Source organism: Pseudoalteromonas maricaloris (assembly GCF_024746855.1).
Classification (GTDB): domain Bacteria; phylum Pseudomonadota; class Gammaproteobacteria; order Enterobacterales; family Alteromonadaceae; genus Pseudoalteromonas; species Pseudoalteromonas maricaloris.
The window spans coordinates 682,564-698,593 of record NZ_CP024625.1 but is presented as its reverse complement, the minus strand read 5'-3'; the positions used below and the strand labels follow the sequence as shown (position 1 = coordinate 698,593).

At 37.5% G+C, this 16,030-nt stretch carries 15 protein-coding genes and 1 pseudogene; all 16 read right to left on the bottom strand.

The window, feature by feature from the left end:
• Positions 1 to 18: 18 nt before the first annotated feature.
• The 16 genes and pseudogenes from CTT31_RS02815 to cysD all read right to left on the bottom strand — a co-directional run bounded on the left by CTT31_RS02815 (position 19) and on the right by cysD (position 16,022).
• On the bottom strand, positions 19 to 1,317 hold the full coding sequence (locus CTT31_RS02815; RefSeq protein WP_260491938.1) for an oligosaccharide flippase family protein: 1,299 nt from the start codon (positions 1,315 to 1,317) through the stop codon (positions 19 to 21).
• Positions 1,318 to 1,353: 36 nt separating this feature from the next.
• Positions 1,354 to 2,754: an undecaprenyl-phosphate glucose phosphotransferase gene (locus tag CTT31_RS02810; RefSeq protein WP_260491937.1), complete on the bottom strand. Its 1,401-nt coding sequence runs from the start codon at positions 2,752 to 2,754 to the stop codon at positions 1,354 to 1,356.
• 8 nt (positions 2,755 to 2,762) lie between these two features.
• A complete protein-coding gene (rfbD, locus tag CTT31_RS02805; protein ID WP_260491936.1) occupies positions 2,763 to 3,641 on the bottom strand; it encodes a dTDP-4-dehydrorhamnose reductase in 879 nt (292 codons plus the stop codon).
• A gap of 3 nt (positions 3,642 to 3,644) precedes the next feature.
• The gene (gene rfbC / locus CTT31_RS02800; protein ID WP_260491935.1) at positions 3,645 to 4,178 is read right to left on the bottom strand and encodes a dTDP-4-dehydrorhamnose 3,5-epimerase; all 534 of its coding nucleotides are present in this window, start codon (positions 4,176 to 4,178) and stop codon (positions 3,645 to 3,647) included.
• A gap of 1 nt (position 4,179) precedes the next feature.
• A complete protein-coding gene (gene rfbA, locus CTT31_RS02795; protein ID WP_260491934.1) occupies positions 4,180 to 5,058 on the bottom strand; it encodes a glucose-1-phosphate thymidylyltransferase RfbA in 879 nt (292 codons plus the stop codon).
• A 12-nt stretch (positions 5,059 to 5,070) separates the two neighbouring features.
• Complete coding sequence (gene rfbB / locus CTT31_RS02790; RefSeq protein WP_260491933.1) at positions 5,071 to 6,138, bottom strand: dTDP-glucose 4,6-dehydratase; 1,068 nt, start codon at positions 6,136 to 6,138, stop codon at positions 5,071 to 5,073.
• A gap of 13 nt (positions 6,139 to 6,151) precedes the next feature.
• A complete protein-coding gene (locus tag CTT31_RS02785) occupies positions 6,152 to 7,255 on the bottom strand; it encodes a DUF1972 domain-containing protein (RefSeq protein ID WP_260491932.1) in 1,104 nt (367 codons plus the stop codon).
• On the bottom strand, positions 7,248 to 8,234 hold the full coding sequence (locus tag CTT31_RS02780; RefSeq protein WP_260491931.1) for a sulfotransferase family protein: 987 nt from the start codon (positions 8,232 to 8,234) through the stop codon (positions 7,248 to 7,250). Before CTT31_RS02780 ends, CTT31_RS02785 begins: the two co-directional genes overlap by 8 nt.
• A complete protein-coding gene (locus tag CTT31_RS02775) occupies positions 8,228 to 9,139 on the bottom strand; it encodes an NAD-dependent epimerase/dehydratase family protein (protein WP_260491930.1) in 912 nt (303 codons plus the stop codon). The genes CTT31_RS02780 and CTT31_RS02775 overlap by 7 nt, the downstream gene beginning before the upstream one ends.
• Positions 9,136 to 10,344: a glycosyltransferase gene (locus CTT31_RS02770; protein WP_260491929.1), complete on the bottom strand. Its 1,209-nt coding sequence runs from the start codon at positions 10,342 to 10,344 to the stop codon at positions 9,136 to 9,138. The genes CTT31_RS02775 and CTT31_RS02770 overlap by 4 nt, the downstream gene beginning before the upstream one ends.
• Complete coding sequence (locus CTT31_RS02765; RefSeq protein WP_260491928.1) at positions 10,341 to 11,555, bottom strand: O-antigen ligase family protein; 1,215 nt, start codon at positions 11,553 to 11,555, stop codon at positions 10,341 to 10,343. Before CTT31_RS02765 ends, CTT31_RS02770 begins: the two co-directional genes overlap by 4 nt.
• On the bottom strand, positions 11,552 to 12,454 hold the full coding sequence (locus CTT31_RS02760) for a glycosyltransferase family 2 protein (RefSeq protein WP_260491927.1): 903 nt from the start codon (positions 12,452 to 12,454) through the stop codon (positions 11,552 to 11,554). The genes CTT31_RS02765 and CTT31_RS02760 overlap by 4 nt, the downstream gene beginning before the upstream one ends.
• Positions 12,444 to 13,112 (bottom strand): sulfotransferase family protein, encoded by a 669-nt coding sequence (locus CTT31_RS02755; protein WP_260491926.1) that lies wholly within the window; start codon positions 13,110 to 13,112, stop codon positions 12,444 to 12,446. Before CTT31_RS02755 ends, CTT31_RS02760 begins: the two co-directional genes overlap by 11 nt.
• A complete protein-coding gene (gene cysN, locus CTT31_RS02750) occupies positions 13,109 to 14,542 on the bottom strand; it encodes a sulfate adenylyltransferase subunit CysN (RefSeq protein WP_260491925.1) in 1,434 nt (477 codons plus the stop codon). Before cysN ends, CTT31_RS02755 begins: the two co-directional genes overlap by 4 nt.
• Before the next feature lie 116 nt (positions 14,543 to 14,658).
• A pseudogene (locus tag CTT31_RS02745) lies at positions 14,659 to 15,006 on the bottom strand (four helix bundle protein).
• A gap of 101 nt (positions 15,007 to 15,107) precedes the next feature.
• Positions 15,108 to 16,022: a sulfate adenylyltransferase subunit CysD gene (cysD, locus tag CTT31_RS02740; protein ID WP_312026960.1), complete on the bottom strand. Its 915-nt coding sequence runs from the start codon at positions 16,020 to 16,022 to the stop codon at positions 15,108 to 15,110.
• Positions 16,023 to 16,030: the final 8 nt, after the last annotated feature.

The following is a 16,030-nucleotide window of genomic DNA, read 5'->3' as shown; positions in this document are numbered from 1 at the left end:
AACATCCTTATTCCTAACTTACATCTTCTGCCAAAACTTTAAGGTATTAAAACCCAAGCGTTTTTTAACAAAATAAACAGCTAATAAGTTTTGCAAGCTTATAAAAAAGCTTGTAGCTATTGCAGCCCCAATTGCCCCATATAACTTTGTAAAAATAGGCACGCTAATTAAAACACCAAAACCGCTAATAAGTGTGACCAAACGCATATCGCGCTCATGACCAGTCATTTGCAATAGAAAGCCAACCGAACCGGTTACAACATTAACGGCTTGCCCCAATACTAGTATTTGTAAAATAGCGGCCCCTTGCTTAAACTCCTCACCAAATAATCCCATTAAAAATTCTGGAAATAGCAGCATAACCAGTACAATTGGAAAAGCGCTGACCACTAATAATCGCACTGAAAATAACGCAGTTTTACGAATCCCCTCAAGATCACCTTTGCTATTAAAGGCTGAAAATTTAGGAGCAACAACTAGGTTTACGGCCATTAAAACGAAAGAGGTTAATAAAGCGATACGCTGTGCAACACTAAAAAAAGCAACTTGCTCAGAGATTAAAAACACCCCCACCATTATTGGAGCGAACCACTGGACAGCTTGACTCATCATCATAATGACCCAATTGGGCCTAGCACTTATCCAAAGTTCACCTTCACTTACTGTTCTACCGAGATCATTAAGGCCTCGCAAGCTTAACCAGTAAAAAAAACACGCTGTGCTAGCTAATGATAAGCTGAGATAAAGCGCAGTAGAACTTGCTGACTCGACATTCAAGCAAATAATTGCCACTCCACATAGTACAAAGTGTGCAATATTCTGGCACGGAATGCTCGCTATCAATTTATGTCTTGCCTGTAAACTCATCGCCACTAATGCGACAATAACCAACCCAATAATCGCTGGCGATATACTCCTTAACGTAGTAACAATTTCAGGCTTATCAAATACCATATTGGCTAAAAAGGGAGCTGTGAAATAAACTAATAGCATCAAAAGGAACGCCACAGGCAAGCTATACTTTAAGGAAAAATGTAGAATAGCCTTAACTGTTTTACCATTGAACGAGTTTGCGGAAGTGAACCTCAGCACGGTATTATCAAAACCAAGCCTCGCTATCGCAGAAAAAATCATAACCAAAGAAAAAGCAAGGAAAAAATATCCGCTCTGCTCTGCTCCAAGTTGATGAGCTATGGCTAAATTAAATAAAAAAGCCATTGCAGCACCAAGGATTCTAATGCCTAGTGCTAATACTGCGTGAATTACTGTATGCCGATGCTCAGAATCTTTTAATACAACTTTTAACTTTGCGAGCACAGTTATCTCATTTCTACATTTGATTGACAATACAACCTAATAAGCATTTTTATTTATAAAGCCTTTAAAAATGGTTAAGAAGACAATCTTTAAGTCGAGCAGTAGGGACCAATTACGAATGTACTCAAGGTCAAACTCTATGCGTTTTTCCATTTTATCTAGCGTATCGGTTTCACCGCGCCAACCATTCACTTGTGCCCACCCCGTGATTCCGGGTTTTACCTTGTGTCTTAGCATATAACCATCGACTAGTTTTCGGTACTGCTCGTTATGCACTACGGCATGTGGTCGGGGGCCTACTATTGACATATTACCTTGGAGTACGTTTATAAACTGGGGAAGTTCGTCTAAGCTCGTCTTTCGGATAAATTGGCCTATAGGGGTAAAACGCTTATCGTTTTTGGTTGCTTGAGTCACTGTAGCACCGTTTTCCATTACATTCATTGAGCGAAACTTCCATACTTCTATGGGTTTACCGTCAATTCCGTAACGATTTTGTTTGAAGAATATAGGTCCCTTTGATGTTACTTTAACAGCAATTGCTAGCCCTATTAAAATAGGTGAGATTAGAAGCAAAATAACAACAGAAAGTAATATGTCTTCAACCCTTTTGATAATCGCATTACTGCCATCAATAGGTGAGTCGTAAATGCTAATTGTCGGAATGCCCATAATAACGTCACTCCGCGCATGCAATAACTGATATGTAAAGACGTCAGGCACTATATAAACGCTTGCCGTACTATCTGCTAGCTCACTGACGAGCCATTTACTTCGTTCATGAGCCTGAGGAGGCAAGGCAATATATACTCGATCTATCCCTCCCTCTTTACAATCAACTACAAGCTGCTCTAGATCCCCTATGGTTTGCGCTGCTGTCAATTTATTTTCAGGTACAATATCATCATAATAGCCCCCAAACACTAATCCAAAACTAGAATGACTAATGATACTACTCGCCAGCCGTTGACCAACATTCCCAGCCCCTACAACAACCACTGAGCGCGTGTTTATGCCTTGTGTACGCAACAAACGTAATACTAAACGAAGAGCAATTCGATAGATCAACAAGCCTACTAAAGCGATTAAAAACCATTTAAATTGCAACCCCTCAGGGTTTAAATATTGCGGTGCGAAAAAATTTACACTAAGAAATAAGGTAGCTGCGCTGATTGCCCAGTGCGATGTTGTCTTTTTTAACTCTTTATATATCGACAAACCACGCCATGAGATATAAAGGTTATCTAACTCACACGTAAAGTGGAAAATAAAAACAGCTAAAAGCGCAGCAGTAGTATGCTGTAAAAGCCAAGGCTGCTCTTGAAGCAGCACAGCAAGCACTAAGCTACCTACAATTATGCATATATCTAAGATCCGTTGTATAAAAGCAATTATGGTTGCGTTACTTTGTAGTATTCCTAAATTCCTCTTTTTCATAATCCATACTAACCATTTAACTTGTTGATCACTGTACTCAGCGAGTTTCGCCAGTTGCTGCTTTCAAGCAGGCCTAGTAAGGGTAGGCTATTATCAGCTAAAACGGAATATTGAGGTCTTTTAGCAGCAGTGGGAAATTGTGCCGTTGAAAGCGGATTAAGCTTTGGTACTTTATAATTTTCGTCTACTGATAACTGGCGAGTAAAAATTTCCTTTGCAAAGTCATACCAACTAACTGCTTTGTTTCCACAAAAGTGGTAGACACCATACTGATTGAAGTCAGCATTTTTTAACTTGTCAGCAAACATAATTATCAACTGTGCTAAATCTCCAGCATAGGTAGGACAGCCTATTTGGTCCGCAACAATACCCAGCTCATCCTTTGAAGAACCCAGCTTAATCATGGTTTTTACAAAGTTACTGCCATATTCACTAAATACCCACGCTGTTCTAATAATAATGTGCTTAGATGTAATTGCCTGAACTGCCTTTTCACCGGCTAGCTTTGTATTTCCATAAACGCTCGTTGGTGCAGTAGGTGACTCAGGTAAGTAAGGAGTTTTAGATTCCCCGTCAAATACATAGTCAGTGGAAATATGTATAAGTGGGATACCTAATATGGCCGCAGCATACGCCAAGTTCTCTGGTCCTGTGCAATTTACGGAATACGCTGCTTTTTCATCATTTTCAGCTCGATCTACCGCTGTATAGGCCGCACAATTAACGATTAAATCTGGCTGTAGTGTGGTTATTGCATGATTAACCATTGATTTGGAGGTAATATCTAACTCACTACTTGATAATGCAATAGCCTCAAAGTCATTAGTGATGCGGCTTTGAAGGCACAGCCCTAGCTGCCCTCGCGCACCTGTAATTAGCACTTTCATCCCTTATAAGTCCTTTAAAAAACCAGCATCAGCATCTTTTGCCGAAAGCGATGGCTCAAAGTCCATCGGCCATTTTATATTTAATGTTGGATCGTCCCAACGAATCGCACTCTCATCAGTGGGATCATAGTAATCTGTACATTTATACTCGAAGTCGGCTACATCGCTCAACACTACAAAGCCGTGTGCAAAGCCTGGGGGCACCCAGAATTGCCTTTTATTGTCGCCTGTTAGCAATACACCGACCCAGTGACCAAAAGTATTTGAATCTTTACGAATATCAACTGCGACATCATAAACTTCACCTGTAACCACTCTTACTAGCTTACCTTGAGGCTTCATTTTTTGAAAATGCAAACCTCTTAAAACGCCTTTACGCGAGCGGCTATGGTTATCTTGAACAAATGATACTTCATCACCTAGAAACTCTGAATAACGTGTTGCTTGGAAAGTTTCGAGGAAAAACCCCCGTTCATCACCAAACACTTTAGGCTCGATAATTTTTACTTCGGGAATCTCTGTATCTATAATTTTCATATTATTTATCTTTGACTAAATTCAATAAGTATTGGCCATAACCAGTTTTGATAAGGCTAGTTCCTGCCCTCAAGACTTCTTCAGTGGTTAGCCAACCTTTGTGGTAGGCAATTTCCTCAAGACAGGCAACTTTGAGACCTTGCCGATGCTCTATTGTTTGCACAAAGTGTCCTGCTTCAATAAGCGAATCATGGGTTCCAGTATCTAACCAAGCAAATCCACGTCCTAATACATTTACGTTTAGATCGCCACGTTGCAGATAAACATTATTTACATCGGTTATTTCCAACTCACCACGAGGTGAAGGTTTAATATCTCTCGCTATACTTACAACATCATTATCATAAAAATATAAGCCTGTTACTGCATAATTTGACCTTGGCTCGAGGGGCTTTTCCTCAATGCTAATAGCAATACCATTGGCATCAAAGTCAACTACACCAAAACGCTCAGGATCGGTTACATGGTAACCAAATACGGTAGCACCACTGTCACGTGATACAGCTGACGCTAGCTGCGTGCCAAAACTTTGCCCATAAAAAATATTGTCGCCAAGTACTAAACTCACATTATCATTACCAATGAAATCAGCACCAATAGTAAATGCCTGTGCTAACCCATCAGGGCTTGGTTGTACGGCATAACTAATGTTAATACCAAATTGGCTACCATCAGCTAATAAGCGTTGAAATGCTGGCATATCTTCAGGGGTAGAAATAATTAGTATATCTTGAATGCCAGCCAGCATTAATACAGATAATGGGTAAAAAATCATTGGTTTATCGTAAATAGGTAAAAGCTGCTTAGACACCCCTTGGGTGATTGGATGTAAACGCGTACCTGAACCGCCAGCTAAAATTATTCCCTTATATTTTTTCATTTTATTCACCCTTTATTTTGTATTTTCGCCAATACGGTCTAGTTTGTAGTCTCCACTTAAAACGCGCTGCCACCAACTTGTATTTGCCAAGTACCACTCAACCGTTTTACGCATACCGGTTTCAAAGGTTTCTTTAGGTACCCAATTAAGTTCTTGTTGCATTTTAGTCGCATCAATTGCATAACGTACATCATGCCCAGGGCGGTCTTTAACAAAGGTAATAAGATCTTTGTAATTAGCAATACCCTCAGGTTTATTGGGTACAAGCTCTTCTAGTAATTCACAAATAGTGTGGACTACTTCGATATTTTGTTTTTCGTTATGACCACCAATATTATATGTTTCGCCAACTTTGCCTTCGGTTACTACCTTGTATAAAGCGCGAGCGTGGTCTTCAACAAACAACCAATCTCGAATTTGCTTACCATCACCATACACAGGTAAAGGCTTACCATGTAATGCATTTAAAATAACATGCGGAATAAGCTTTTCAGGGAAGTGGTAAGGGCCATAATTATTAGAACAATTAGTTACAACAATCGGTAGACCATAAGTTCTCCCCCAAGCTCTTACTAAGTGATCAGACCCAGCTTTACTCGCCGAGTAAGGGCTACTTGGTGCATAAGGAGTTTGTTCTGTGAATAGCTCTTCAGTACCTTCAAGGTCACCATATACTTCGTCTGTTGAAATGTGATGAAATTTGAACTCATTCTGTGCAGCAGCAGTTAAACTTTGCCAATGATGTCTTGCACATTCCAGCATATTAAATGTGCCAATTATATTGGTATTTATAAATGCACCAGGCCCTTCGATAGAGCGGTCAACATGACTCTCTGCCGCTAAATGCATCACTAAATCGGGTTTATAAGTATCAAATACTTGTTTAAGCGCCACATAATCACAAATATCAACCTGAGCAAAAATATAACGCTCAGCTTGCAATTTAGCTGGGATTGACTCTAAGTTGCCTGCATAAGTAAGCGCATCAACATTAATAACTGAGTCATTTGTATTCGCAAGAATGTGCCTGACAACAGCACTGCCGATAAAACCAGCTCCACCGGTTACTAAAATATTCATAAATTGAAACCCATCATTTTAAATATTTACTTAGAAGCGTATCGTATTGGGTAAGTATGTCTTGCCACTGAAAGCACTCTAAAAATTGTTTTTTTGCAGCTTTACCTTTAACCACAACAAAGTCATCGTCTAGGTATTGGTGGTCAAAAAAGCTAGCTAAATGGCCTTTATCTTTAAAATAAAAAGCGCCCTCGCCAGCAACCCAACGATTAAAGTGATTGTCGTGCGCAATTACTGCACAACCAGCTGCTAAGCCTTCAACCAGTGACGGGTTAGTGCCACCTACTTGGTGACCATGTACATAAAAACGTGCATAAAAACGCAGTGCTGCAACTTTTTCGGCCTCGTAAATAGCGCCAGGAAAAATTACATCATTACTTGCCGCACCAATAACTTGTTGATGATATGGGTTTGAATCTAAAAACTTACCTAACACCACTAATTTATGGCTACGCGGCTTAGCAGAAAATGCCTCAACCACCTCTAGAATCGAGTTTTCTGGTTCAGGGCGCGCAATAATAATCGCATACTCATTGTTAACTAACCCATAATCAGCTAACACTGCTTCGTTAGCCTTACTCACATCTGGGCCGCCATATGGGATCATAGTGATTTTATCGCGCAATACGCGCGTTGCTAAGTGATCTTCTATTCTAGGGTGATCTGCCACTAAATGATTACCAAACCAGCAACCAAAACGCTCGTTTAACCAAAACCACGTTTTAGCAACGAAGCCCCATTTTTGGCGTTTCCACTCAATGCCGTCCATATTAATCACATTGGTAATACCATATAGGCGCTGAATAATATTAAAACATGCAGTATTGTAGCCAAGAGTTAAGTGCAAGCCCTTATTTTTGCGCGCATGCCATACCGATTTTAAGTCAAAAATAATGGTCCCTAATGGGCCTTCATTTTTTACTGGTATATGAATACGTTTAACCCCTTGCCATTCGCTTTCATACATTTCACCTTCGCCATCTTCTTGACAATAAACTGTTACTTGCCAGCCTCTAGCTATTAAAAATGGGCATAAATATTCAGCAAAAGTTTCAAAACCACCATGTCCTGCAGGTACACCGCGAATACCCAATACAACAAGTTCTTTTTTACTCATAACCTAACAACTTCATAATACGATTAAATTCATCAGCTATTTCATCAGGTAAAATAACAGGCTCCCTCTTAGATGGCATCTTTAATACTTCTTTACAGTACCCATTAAAGTTTTGGTCTTCAGATAAATTACAAAAATTGAGTATTTGACTTCTAAATGCGGGGTCAGTGACAAATTGTTCATATTTAACTGGCAAAACACAATCTTGATCCATTATTTTAATACCTTGCTTCATGGTAAGGAGCCATTCAACAGCTGCCATAGAGACATGGTCAGTGTACTCTTTTATAACTTCATAATGTTTTGAAAGTTCTTTGTCATGCAAAAGGACTTGCTCACAAAGTGCATACCATTTTCGGTTGTTTTTACCCCACCAGTTATGGGTTTCATCATTCTTTTCAAGCCCTAATCTTTCAGACCAATGCTTAATGGAATGACAAGTGTCCCAACCATTTCTGTATAAGAATAAAAACTTTGCATCGGGGAATATTCCTTTTACAAATGGAACCCTAAAAATCAATTCAGGGTACTTATCCACAACCCTATTCGAAATTGAGAACCTTAAATAATTCCCATAAATTTTTTTAGCTTTAAGCTTCAGTGCTTCGGTTACATCTGACTCATCAAGGTAATACCGCCCAACCTTATCTTGGTAACTGCCAATTATATCCTCATTATCATACAGGTGGCTCCACAAAGCTTTTGGCTCATTCAAAAATCCTACATCGCGATGAATTCCTAATGTAACACCTAGAATTGTAGTCCCGCTCCTACCCGTACCAAGAATAAATACAGGCGATTGCACTTCTTTCGATGTAGGTAATACTTCTTGTAATTTATATAAACTGAACACTAAAGGGTTAATCCACTGCCCTTTTGTTGTTAATGGTCTGCCTTCATAGAGGGCATACGATAAATATCTTGTATATGCTTTTAACTTAGTCCGCTTAGTAAAACGTCCATCAATTTGGGCTACCATGATTGTGTTTTCATCCAATTAAATTGTTTACAAATACCGCTTTCAATTTCAACTACTGGCTGCCAATTAAGTAATTGCTGCGCCTTTGTCGAGTCTAATACGATCTCATCAATATCAAACTCACGTTTAGGATATAAAGAATAGAGAAATTGATAATCAGTTATTTTTTCAACCAGCTCTTTTATAGCGAACACACTTAAAGGAATACCTGAGCTTATATTATAAACATCTGTAGTATCGGTGATTATTGATTTATATATAGCTAAAGCCAAATCACCTATGTATATATAATCTCTAACTGCCTTACCTTCATCAAATAATACTATTGGCTCTTTTTTTATGGCTTTGTGTAATAGTGTGGCAATCAAACCTTGTGAACCTTTATTAAACTGACGTGGGCCATAAGGGTTGGAAGGCCTCAATATTACTAATGCAATACCATATTGTTCACAAAGAATCCGCAAATAATTCTCGATGGCGGCTTTGGTTGAGCCATAAACAGAAATTGGTGAAATTAGAGCATTTTCACTAACAGGTAACTCCGACGGGTTACCATAAACAGTACCACCGGAGGATAAATATATTAGTTTTTTAACACTTTTCTTTGCCATAGATTTAACTAAAGACAAAGTGGGTAATAAGTTAGCAGAAACATCAAAAGCAGGGTCTTCTGCAGCTAAAGCTGGTGTTGAAGAGCTTATTGAGTGTATAACGCAGTCATGTCCTTCAAGAGCATGTTCTAGTGCACTGCTATCTAAAAAGTCACCAGTGAAACTTGTAACTTGATTATTCTTAAACTTATAAGTACTTCGAGCAAAACTACTTACATAGCCAAATTTACTAGCCAATAAGTCAACAACATGTGATCCAATAAATCCATTTGCACCTAAAACTAGGCATCTCACTTTAATACACTCCTGTAATTACTCATTATTGCTTCGTAAAACACTTTGTCATTAAACTCGGTTTCAACATAAGTACGAGCTTTTAAACCTTGTTGCTTGCAGGTTTCAACTGAATTCCACATTTTTGACATACAATCTGAAAGATCCTCAATGTTGTTTGGCTCAAAAAGTGACCCTCGCTCTTCTCCCACCAGCTCAGGTATTCCTCCTCTTTTTGAACCTAAAACAGGCTTACCGCAAGCAAAAGCTTGAAAGATTACATAAGGAAAGTTTTCATGCCACAATGAAGGAACTATAACAAAACGAGAGTTAACCAGAACTTGATTCAGTTCATCACCCCACATAGGCCCCAAAAACTCAACATTATTAATATTTTCTCGTTCAGCTAGAGCCTGTAACTCAGCTAACTGTGGACCATCTCCAATGATTTTTACTGGCACATCACAATTCTTGGCTGCATGAACAATACGATCGACACCTTTTTCATCAATTACTCGGCCAAAATACAGTGCATAATCTCCACTATAATTCGGTGAATACTGTTCAGGTTTAAATGGATTTTTTAACACGCCATATTGAACTTTTTTATTTACCCAGAACTCTTTAGTTTTATTAAGCATAAATTCGCTAGCAAATAAATATTTATCAACAAGACTATCGTATACCTTTTTATGTTCATGTATATAGGCCTCAAGAGATGAAGCTAAGCTAAATGAAAATGACCCTTTGCAACAACGTTTTTTAACCGCATTATAAAACTTCCCACCTTTGCATAGTTCGCAGTTACTAGTTCCGTCATAAATTTTATAGTTCGGACAAATATGTTTGTAATCATTACATGACATTACAACTGGAATATTGCGCTCTTTTGCAGCTTCTAAAATAGATGGTGTAAGGTGTACATGAATTGCAAAAGCATGGACAATGTCTGGTTTAAATTCGTCCAAAAGCTTTGCAAATGCCTTTTTTTTATCTTTTGAATAAAATGTGCTTGGTAACGCTTTTAGCTTATCTAAAAGTCCGCCACTGTAATTTGGCGCAGGAACAAAATGAGCAACATCTCCAGTATTAATATTTTTTTCACTTTCAGTCGAAAAAAATGAGACTTCGTGACCATAGCTTTTCAAAACTCGAGCAACTTCAAAGTAAAATACTTCAGCGCCGCCAGTTAAGTGATGGAATTTATGAACCAATAAGATATTCATATATTATTTTTACTTAAATTAAAAAACAAAGTTAAAAACATTAATATACCCATTGAAAATCCTGCTAAAAACAGAGAGTTATAACACAAACAAATTAACAACACAGGTTCTACGTAAGAGTTATTCTTTTTACCTTTTAACCAAACTTGATTTAAAATCAGGATAAAGCCAACTAACCCAACCACGCCATATTGCGTCAATAATGATAACCAATTATTGTCTTGAAAAACGCCTAAAGGTATTGATAAACCAGCATAATATATGATTTGATTATGTTCGTTTGACTCTGAAAAAGCTAAACCTAACCCCCAACTACCAGCTCCACTACCTACAATAGGGCTTTCAAGAAATTTAAGAATGGAAGCATATATATAGGCTCCACGTCCAACATCAAGAACAGTATTATAATATTGCTGAGAAAAAATCTCTTTTATTGACTTAGGGAGGTATGCCATATCAATAAAAAACAAAGGAAGTATAATAAAGGGAACGAATAAAACGGCTAATAACCTGTAGTCCTTTCTACACAAATAGAAGATAAGTAGAACCATAAAAAGAAAAGCACTACGAGACTCAGATATCAAAATTAAGGTAAAGCAAGAGAACAGAACTAGAAAATTATAAAAATTGGTCTTAAAAATTTTATATTTACTAAAGATAATAAAGCAGAATAATGAAAAATAGCCTAGTGTATTTTTTGATAAAAAGCTCCCGAAGACCCCCCCACCAATAAGATTTTCTCTATAGTAGTCATGAGCATTAGCAAAAGCTATTTGTATAATTAGTGACTTCAACCCAAAAACGTTAAAAAACTGCAAAATAGAAAATACAAACTGAAAAACAAAAATAATAAACAAAAGTCTAGAGCATTTTATAAAGTCTACACACCTACAAAAAACCAAAAAGTAGGTACAAAAGAGAAAGTATTTACCCTCATAAAGAACAGTCTTCACACTATCAAAGAGATTTAAGCCATAGCCTAAAGAAAATAAAACACAAAAAGAAATATAGAGTAAAACCCAAAAATAAAAATAATCCAATTTAAAGTTAAAATTACATATATAACCTGAAGCACCTATAAAAAAAAGAGCAACTATATAGAAAGAAACCAAAAATGAAAATTTAGGATAAATTACAGATGCTAATGGTTCAAATGAAAAAAGAAAAACCCCAATAAAGAATATTAATTCAGGTTTAAAAAAAGCTTTCATTTCAAAACTCTTTTAATTTTAAATTTAAAGAAAAGCTCAATAAGCTCTTTTTTAATAAAGACCTTAAATAAAAATGAAGTGTTACTTCCAAAACTCATTAATAAACTAAGAAATGACATTAGAGTCACATTTTTTTCCAGCTCTTTATTTCTAAGAATTTTAAATGACTCCCAATCGTTCCCCCCAAGTTTCACACCCATATTTTTCATTGCACTTTCTATTATTTTACATGCATTATATTGCATATCTTTTTTTCTAGTTGAGCTAACGCTAGAATTATGTACCCTGTAATACATTAACTTCTCTTTTAAGTTTGTAATGCAAAAGCCATTATCTAGAAGCCTAAGCCATAGGCCAAAATCTTCACAATATAACTGACTCTCATCATAATATAAAAATGGCCTAATTTTATCAGAAACTTTAATCATCACACTCGGATGTAAAACAGGCACCCTAACAAAGCTTTTAGCTTTCACTGCTAATGGTGTAACTGGGAATGAAATAGAACCGACCTTTTCACCTACACTGTCAATAAGTACAGCATTACAACCCAAAACATCTATATTTTCATGACGCTTCATATAGTTAATTTGCATTTCAAGTTTATTAGGAGCGAGAATATCATCATGATCCATTCTGACAAGATACTTAGCACGAGATAAAGAAATACCCAGATTTAAAGTAGCGATAAGACCTTCATTATCTTTGTTTATCACTTGAATTCTATCATCAGCACTTTTTAGTCGTTCCAGTATTAATTTAGTATTATCTGTAGAGCCATCATTAATCACTATCAAATTAAAGTGGCTGAAAGTTTGATTTAAGATACTTTCTATTGATTCAGAAATATAATCTTCTCCATTATATACAGGCAATATGATATCAATACTATCTTTCATAACCGAACAACTCAAAGTCCTTTTTATAATACTCATAAAGCTTTTCTTTATTTTCATTCGTCAAAGCTTCATTCCTACTCACACTTCGATTAACTTTTTTAAAATCACCTGAAATTGGTATTGATAACATATTTTTCAGTACGGAAATATCATCATCTATTTTTTCAAATCTACCGACAAAATCCATTTCAACCTTTCCATTTACAGTTAAAAAATGGCTTTGGGGAACAAAATGTATCCAGTTTCTTATTTCTTTCTTCGCAAAGAAATCATTAACAAATTGATTTATCGAAGTAAAGCTAGTTTGATGTTCAAGATAAAAACTTTTATCAAATTCATTTCCTCCACCAGCACTTAAATAGTTATATGCTGAAACAAATCTAGTATATGGGTTTCGAACGAATGTAAATTTGAAATAATCATTATATTTATGATTATCTAAAAATCTATAGTCCGATGCGTAGAAGTGCCCAACTTGTTGTCCAAAAAATATATCTTTAGATATTGATGAGCCAGCAGCCTTAGGTATATGAACAAATATAGCTTTTCTTTCATCAACTTCATGAAGAAATGGAGCCCGTAGGCCCCTCTTCACATCTAACCAAAGAATTAGTTTTTGCGGCAAGAAGTTACGATATACTTTTTTCAAAATACTCATAAAATTGGCTTTGCATCCCATTCAGGGTAGTAATCACAAATGTATTTATTCAAGGCAATTTCAGCTTCTGTATATGTACGGGCTGCGGGCTGCAGGCTGTGGGCTTCGAGCATCGTATTTGTGATCATACCAGCACCCACCGTTACATTGGTTAAACGATCGATAATAATGAACGATCCCGTCCCCACTACTTGGCTATATTGATCAATTACCACTGGTGCAGCAGTCTCGATAATACAATTAGCAATTTCGTTTAATTGTAATTCGCTAGCATCAAGTTGCTCTAGGGTATTTACATCAATACGGTGGTTAATATTGCTGATTTTACCAAAGGTGTTTTTAGTACCAATTTTAAGCTCGTACTCTTTGCCTGGTTGCATTGCAGCATCAGCCATCCATACGATGGTTGCTGCAAAGTTTGAACTGGTTGTAGGTAGCTGTTTTTGGTCTGCAGTTGATCGTACAATTACATCACCACGCGAAATATCAATTTCGTCTTTTAAGGTTAATGTAACTGCTTGGCCAGCAAAGGCGCTTGGTAAATCGCCATCCGCTGTAACAATACGCTCTACTGATGATGTTTTACCTGATGGGAATGCCGTGATTTGGTCGCCTACGTTAATAATACCACTGGCAATCGTGCCGCAAAAACCACGGAAGTCTAAGTTAGGGCGATTAACATACTGTACAGGTAAGCGGAAGGTATCTAGATTTTTGTCATCGCTAATGGTTACTGTATCAAGTAACTGCATAAGGGTTGAGCCAGGGTACCAGTCTAGGTTATTACCTTTATCAACAACGTTATCGCCTTTAAGCGCAGAGATTGGCACAAAACGCACATCGGGAATATCTAATTGCTCAGCAAAGGCTTTGTAATCAGCTTTAATTTGGCGGTACACGTCTTGACTGTAATCAACCAAGTCCATTTTATTAATCGCTACTATTACATGTTTTAAGCCAAGTAATGATGCTATATAACTATGGCGTTTAGTTTGTGTTTGTACACCTTTACGGGCATCAATCATCACAATGGCTAGGTCGCAGTTAGATGCACCGGTTGCCATGTTACGTGTGTATTGTTCGTGTCCAGGGCAGTCAGCAATAATAAACTTACGCTTTTCGGTTGCAAAATAGCGGTATGCTACATCAATGGTGATGCCTTGCTCACGCTCTGACTGTAGGCCATCTACCAATAATGCTAAATCGAATTCTTCGTCTGTGGTATTGAATTTTTTTGAGTCGTTTTTAATAGCCGCCATGTGATCCTCAAAAATTAATTTTGAGTCGTGTAATAAACGGCCAATTAATGTTGATTTTCCGTCATCAACATTACCACAGGTTAAAAAGCGCAGTAGATCTTTGTTTTCGTGTTGCTTTAAGTAACCTTCGATATCTGTTTCAAGAAGGTTTGGTTTGGTTTGGTCGGTCATTTTAAGTCCTTATTTAAGCTACGAGCTGCGAGCTATGAGCTACGAGCTACGAGCTACGAGCTACGAGCTACGAGCTACGAGCTACGGGCTATGAGCTATGAGCTATGAGCTATGAGCTATGAGCAATTCTTGATTGTTCTAATTAAGCCACCTAGCATTTTTCCAATTAATTCACACTCATCAATAATTGGTAAGCTATCTTCTTTTGAAATATAAGCTACTTCAGTTGCAATCATTAACTGTGTTTTTAATTCACCTAAAGACCCCTTTGCTATAATCAGGAAGCGAACCTTTTACTTTTCAGACTCTCTTTCAAAGCCTTCCGCTATATTACTAGGAATAGAAACGCTAGCTCTACACATTTGATCTTTCAGGCCAAAATCTTTTAGCAGCTCAAATTTTCTATAAATTTCTATGCTTAGGCGAAAGCTACGCTGCCATACCTCTAAATTTTCGTATTTCATCACTATCCCTGTTAATCAATTTTGCTACTCACTTAAAGTTCCTAACTATATAGTTAAGCTCGCAGCTCATAGGCTTGAGGCACGAAGCACTAATATGCGCTCTAGAAATACCCTTCCATTTTCTTTTTCTCCATTGAGCCTGATGAATCATGGTCGATTACACGGCCTTGGCGCTCTGAAGTTTTGGTGAGTAACATTTCTTGGATAATTTCAGGCAGTGTTGTGGCGTTAGACTCCACTGCGCCTGTTAATGGGTAACAACCAAGGGTTCTAAAGCGGACCATTTTTTTCATTGGCACTTCCCCCTCATTCAGTGGCATACGATCATCATCAACCATAATCAAAGTACCGTCACGCTCAACAACTGGACGCTCTGCCGCTAGGTAAAGTGGTACAATGTCAATATTTTCTAGATAAATGTATTGCCAAATATCAAGCTCGGTCCAGTTACTCAGTGGGAACACACGAATGCTCTCGCCTTTATTTACTTTACCGTTAAAGGTATTCCATAATTCTGGACGTTGATTTTTAGGGTCCCAACGGTGGTTTTTATCACGGAATGAGTAAACACGCTCTTTAGCACGTGACTTTTCTTCGTCACGGCGTGCGCCACCAAAAGCGGCATCAAATTGGTATTTATCTAGCGCTTGCTTTAAGCCTTGCGTTTTCATGATATCCGTATGCTTAGCACTGCCGTGAGTAAATGGTCCAACACCGGCATCTACACCTTCTTGGTTAATATGTACTAGCAAATCAAAACCCAACTTTTTAGCCATTTTATCGCGAAACTCTATCATTTCTTTAAACTTCCATGTTGTATCAACATGCATTAAAGGGAATGGCGGTTTAGCAGGGTAGAACGCTTTCATTGTTAAGTGCAGCATTACTGCCGAGTCTTTACCGACAGAGTAAAGCATTACTGGATTATCGAATTCTGCAGCCACTTCGCGAATAATATGAATTGACTCGGCTTCTAGTTGCTTTAGGTGAGTCATACGGGCTTGGGAGATTTCCATTGTTACTC

Excerpts from the sequence above, each read along its gene's own strand:
- CTT31_RS02810 (WP_260491937.1), bottom strand. The coding sequence starts at position 2,754 with ATGAAAAAGAGGAATTTAGGAATACTACAAAGTAACGCAACCATAATT.
- rfbD (WP_260491936.1), bottom strand. The coding sequence starts at position 3,641 with ATGAAAGTGCTAATTACAGGTGCGCGAGGGCAGCTAGGGCTGTGCCTT.
- rfbC (WP_260491935.1), bottom strand. The coding sequence starts at position 4,178 with ATGAAAATTATAGATACAGAGATTCCCGAAGTAAAAATTATCGAGCCT.
- rfbA (WP_260491934.1), bottom strand. The coding sequence starts at position 5,058 with ATGAAAAAATATAAGGGAATAATTTTAGCTGGCGGTTCAGGTACGCGT.
- rfbB (WP_260491933.1), bottom strand. The coding sequence starts at position 6,138 with ATGAATATTTTAGTAACCGGTGGAGCTGGTTTTATCGGCAGTGCTGTT.
- CTT31_RS02785 (WP_260491932.1), bottom strand. The coding sequence starts at position 7,255 with ATGAGTAAAAAAGAACTTGTTGTATTGGGTATTCGCGGTGTACCTGCA.
- CTT31_RS02780 (WP_260491931.1), bottom strand. The coding sequence starts at position 8,234 with ATGGTAGCCCAAATTGATGGACGTTTTACTAAGCGGACTAAGTTAAAA.
- CTT31_RS02770 (WP_260491929.1), bottom strand. The coding sequence starts at position 10,344 with ATGAATATCTTATTGGTTCATAAATTCCATCACTTAACTGGCGGCGCT.
- CTT31_RS02765 (WP_260491928.1), bottom strand. The coding sequence starts at position 11,555 with ATGAAAGCTTTTTTTAAACCTGAATTAATATTCTTTATTGGGGTTTTT.
- CTT31_RS02760 (WP_260491927.1), bottom strand. The coding sequence starts at position 12,454 with ATGAAAGATAGTATTGATATCATATTGCCTGTATATAATGGAGAAGAT.
- CTT31_RS02755 (WP_260491926.1), bottom strand. The coding sequence starts at position 13,112 with ATGAGTATTTTGAAAAAAGTATATCGTAACTTCTTGCCGCAAAAACTA.
- cysN (WP_260491925.1), bottom strand. The coding sequence starts at position 14,542 with ATGACCGACCAAACCAAACCAAACCTTCTTGAAACAGATATCGAAGGT.
- cysD (WP_312026960.1), bottom strand. The coding sequence starts at position 16,022 with ATGGAAATCTCCCAAGCCCGTATGACTCACCTAAAGCAACTAGAAGCC.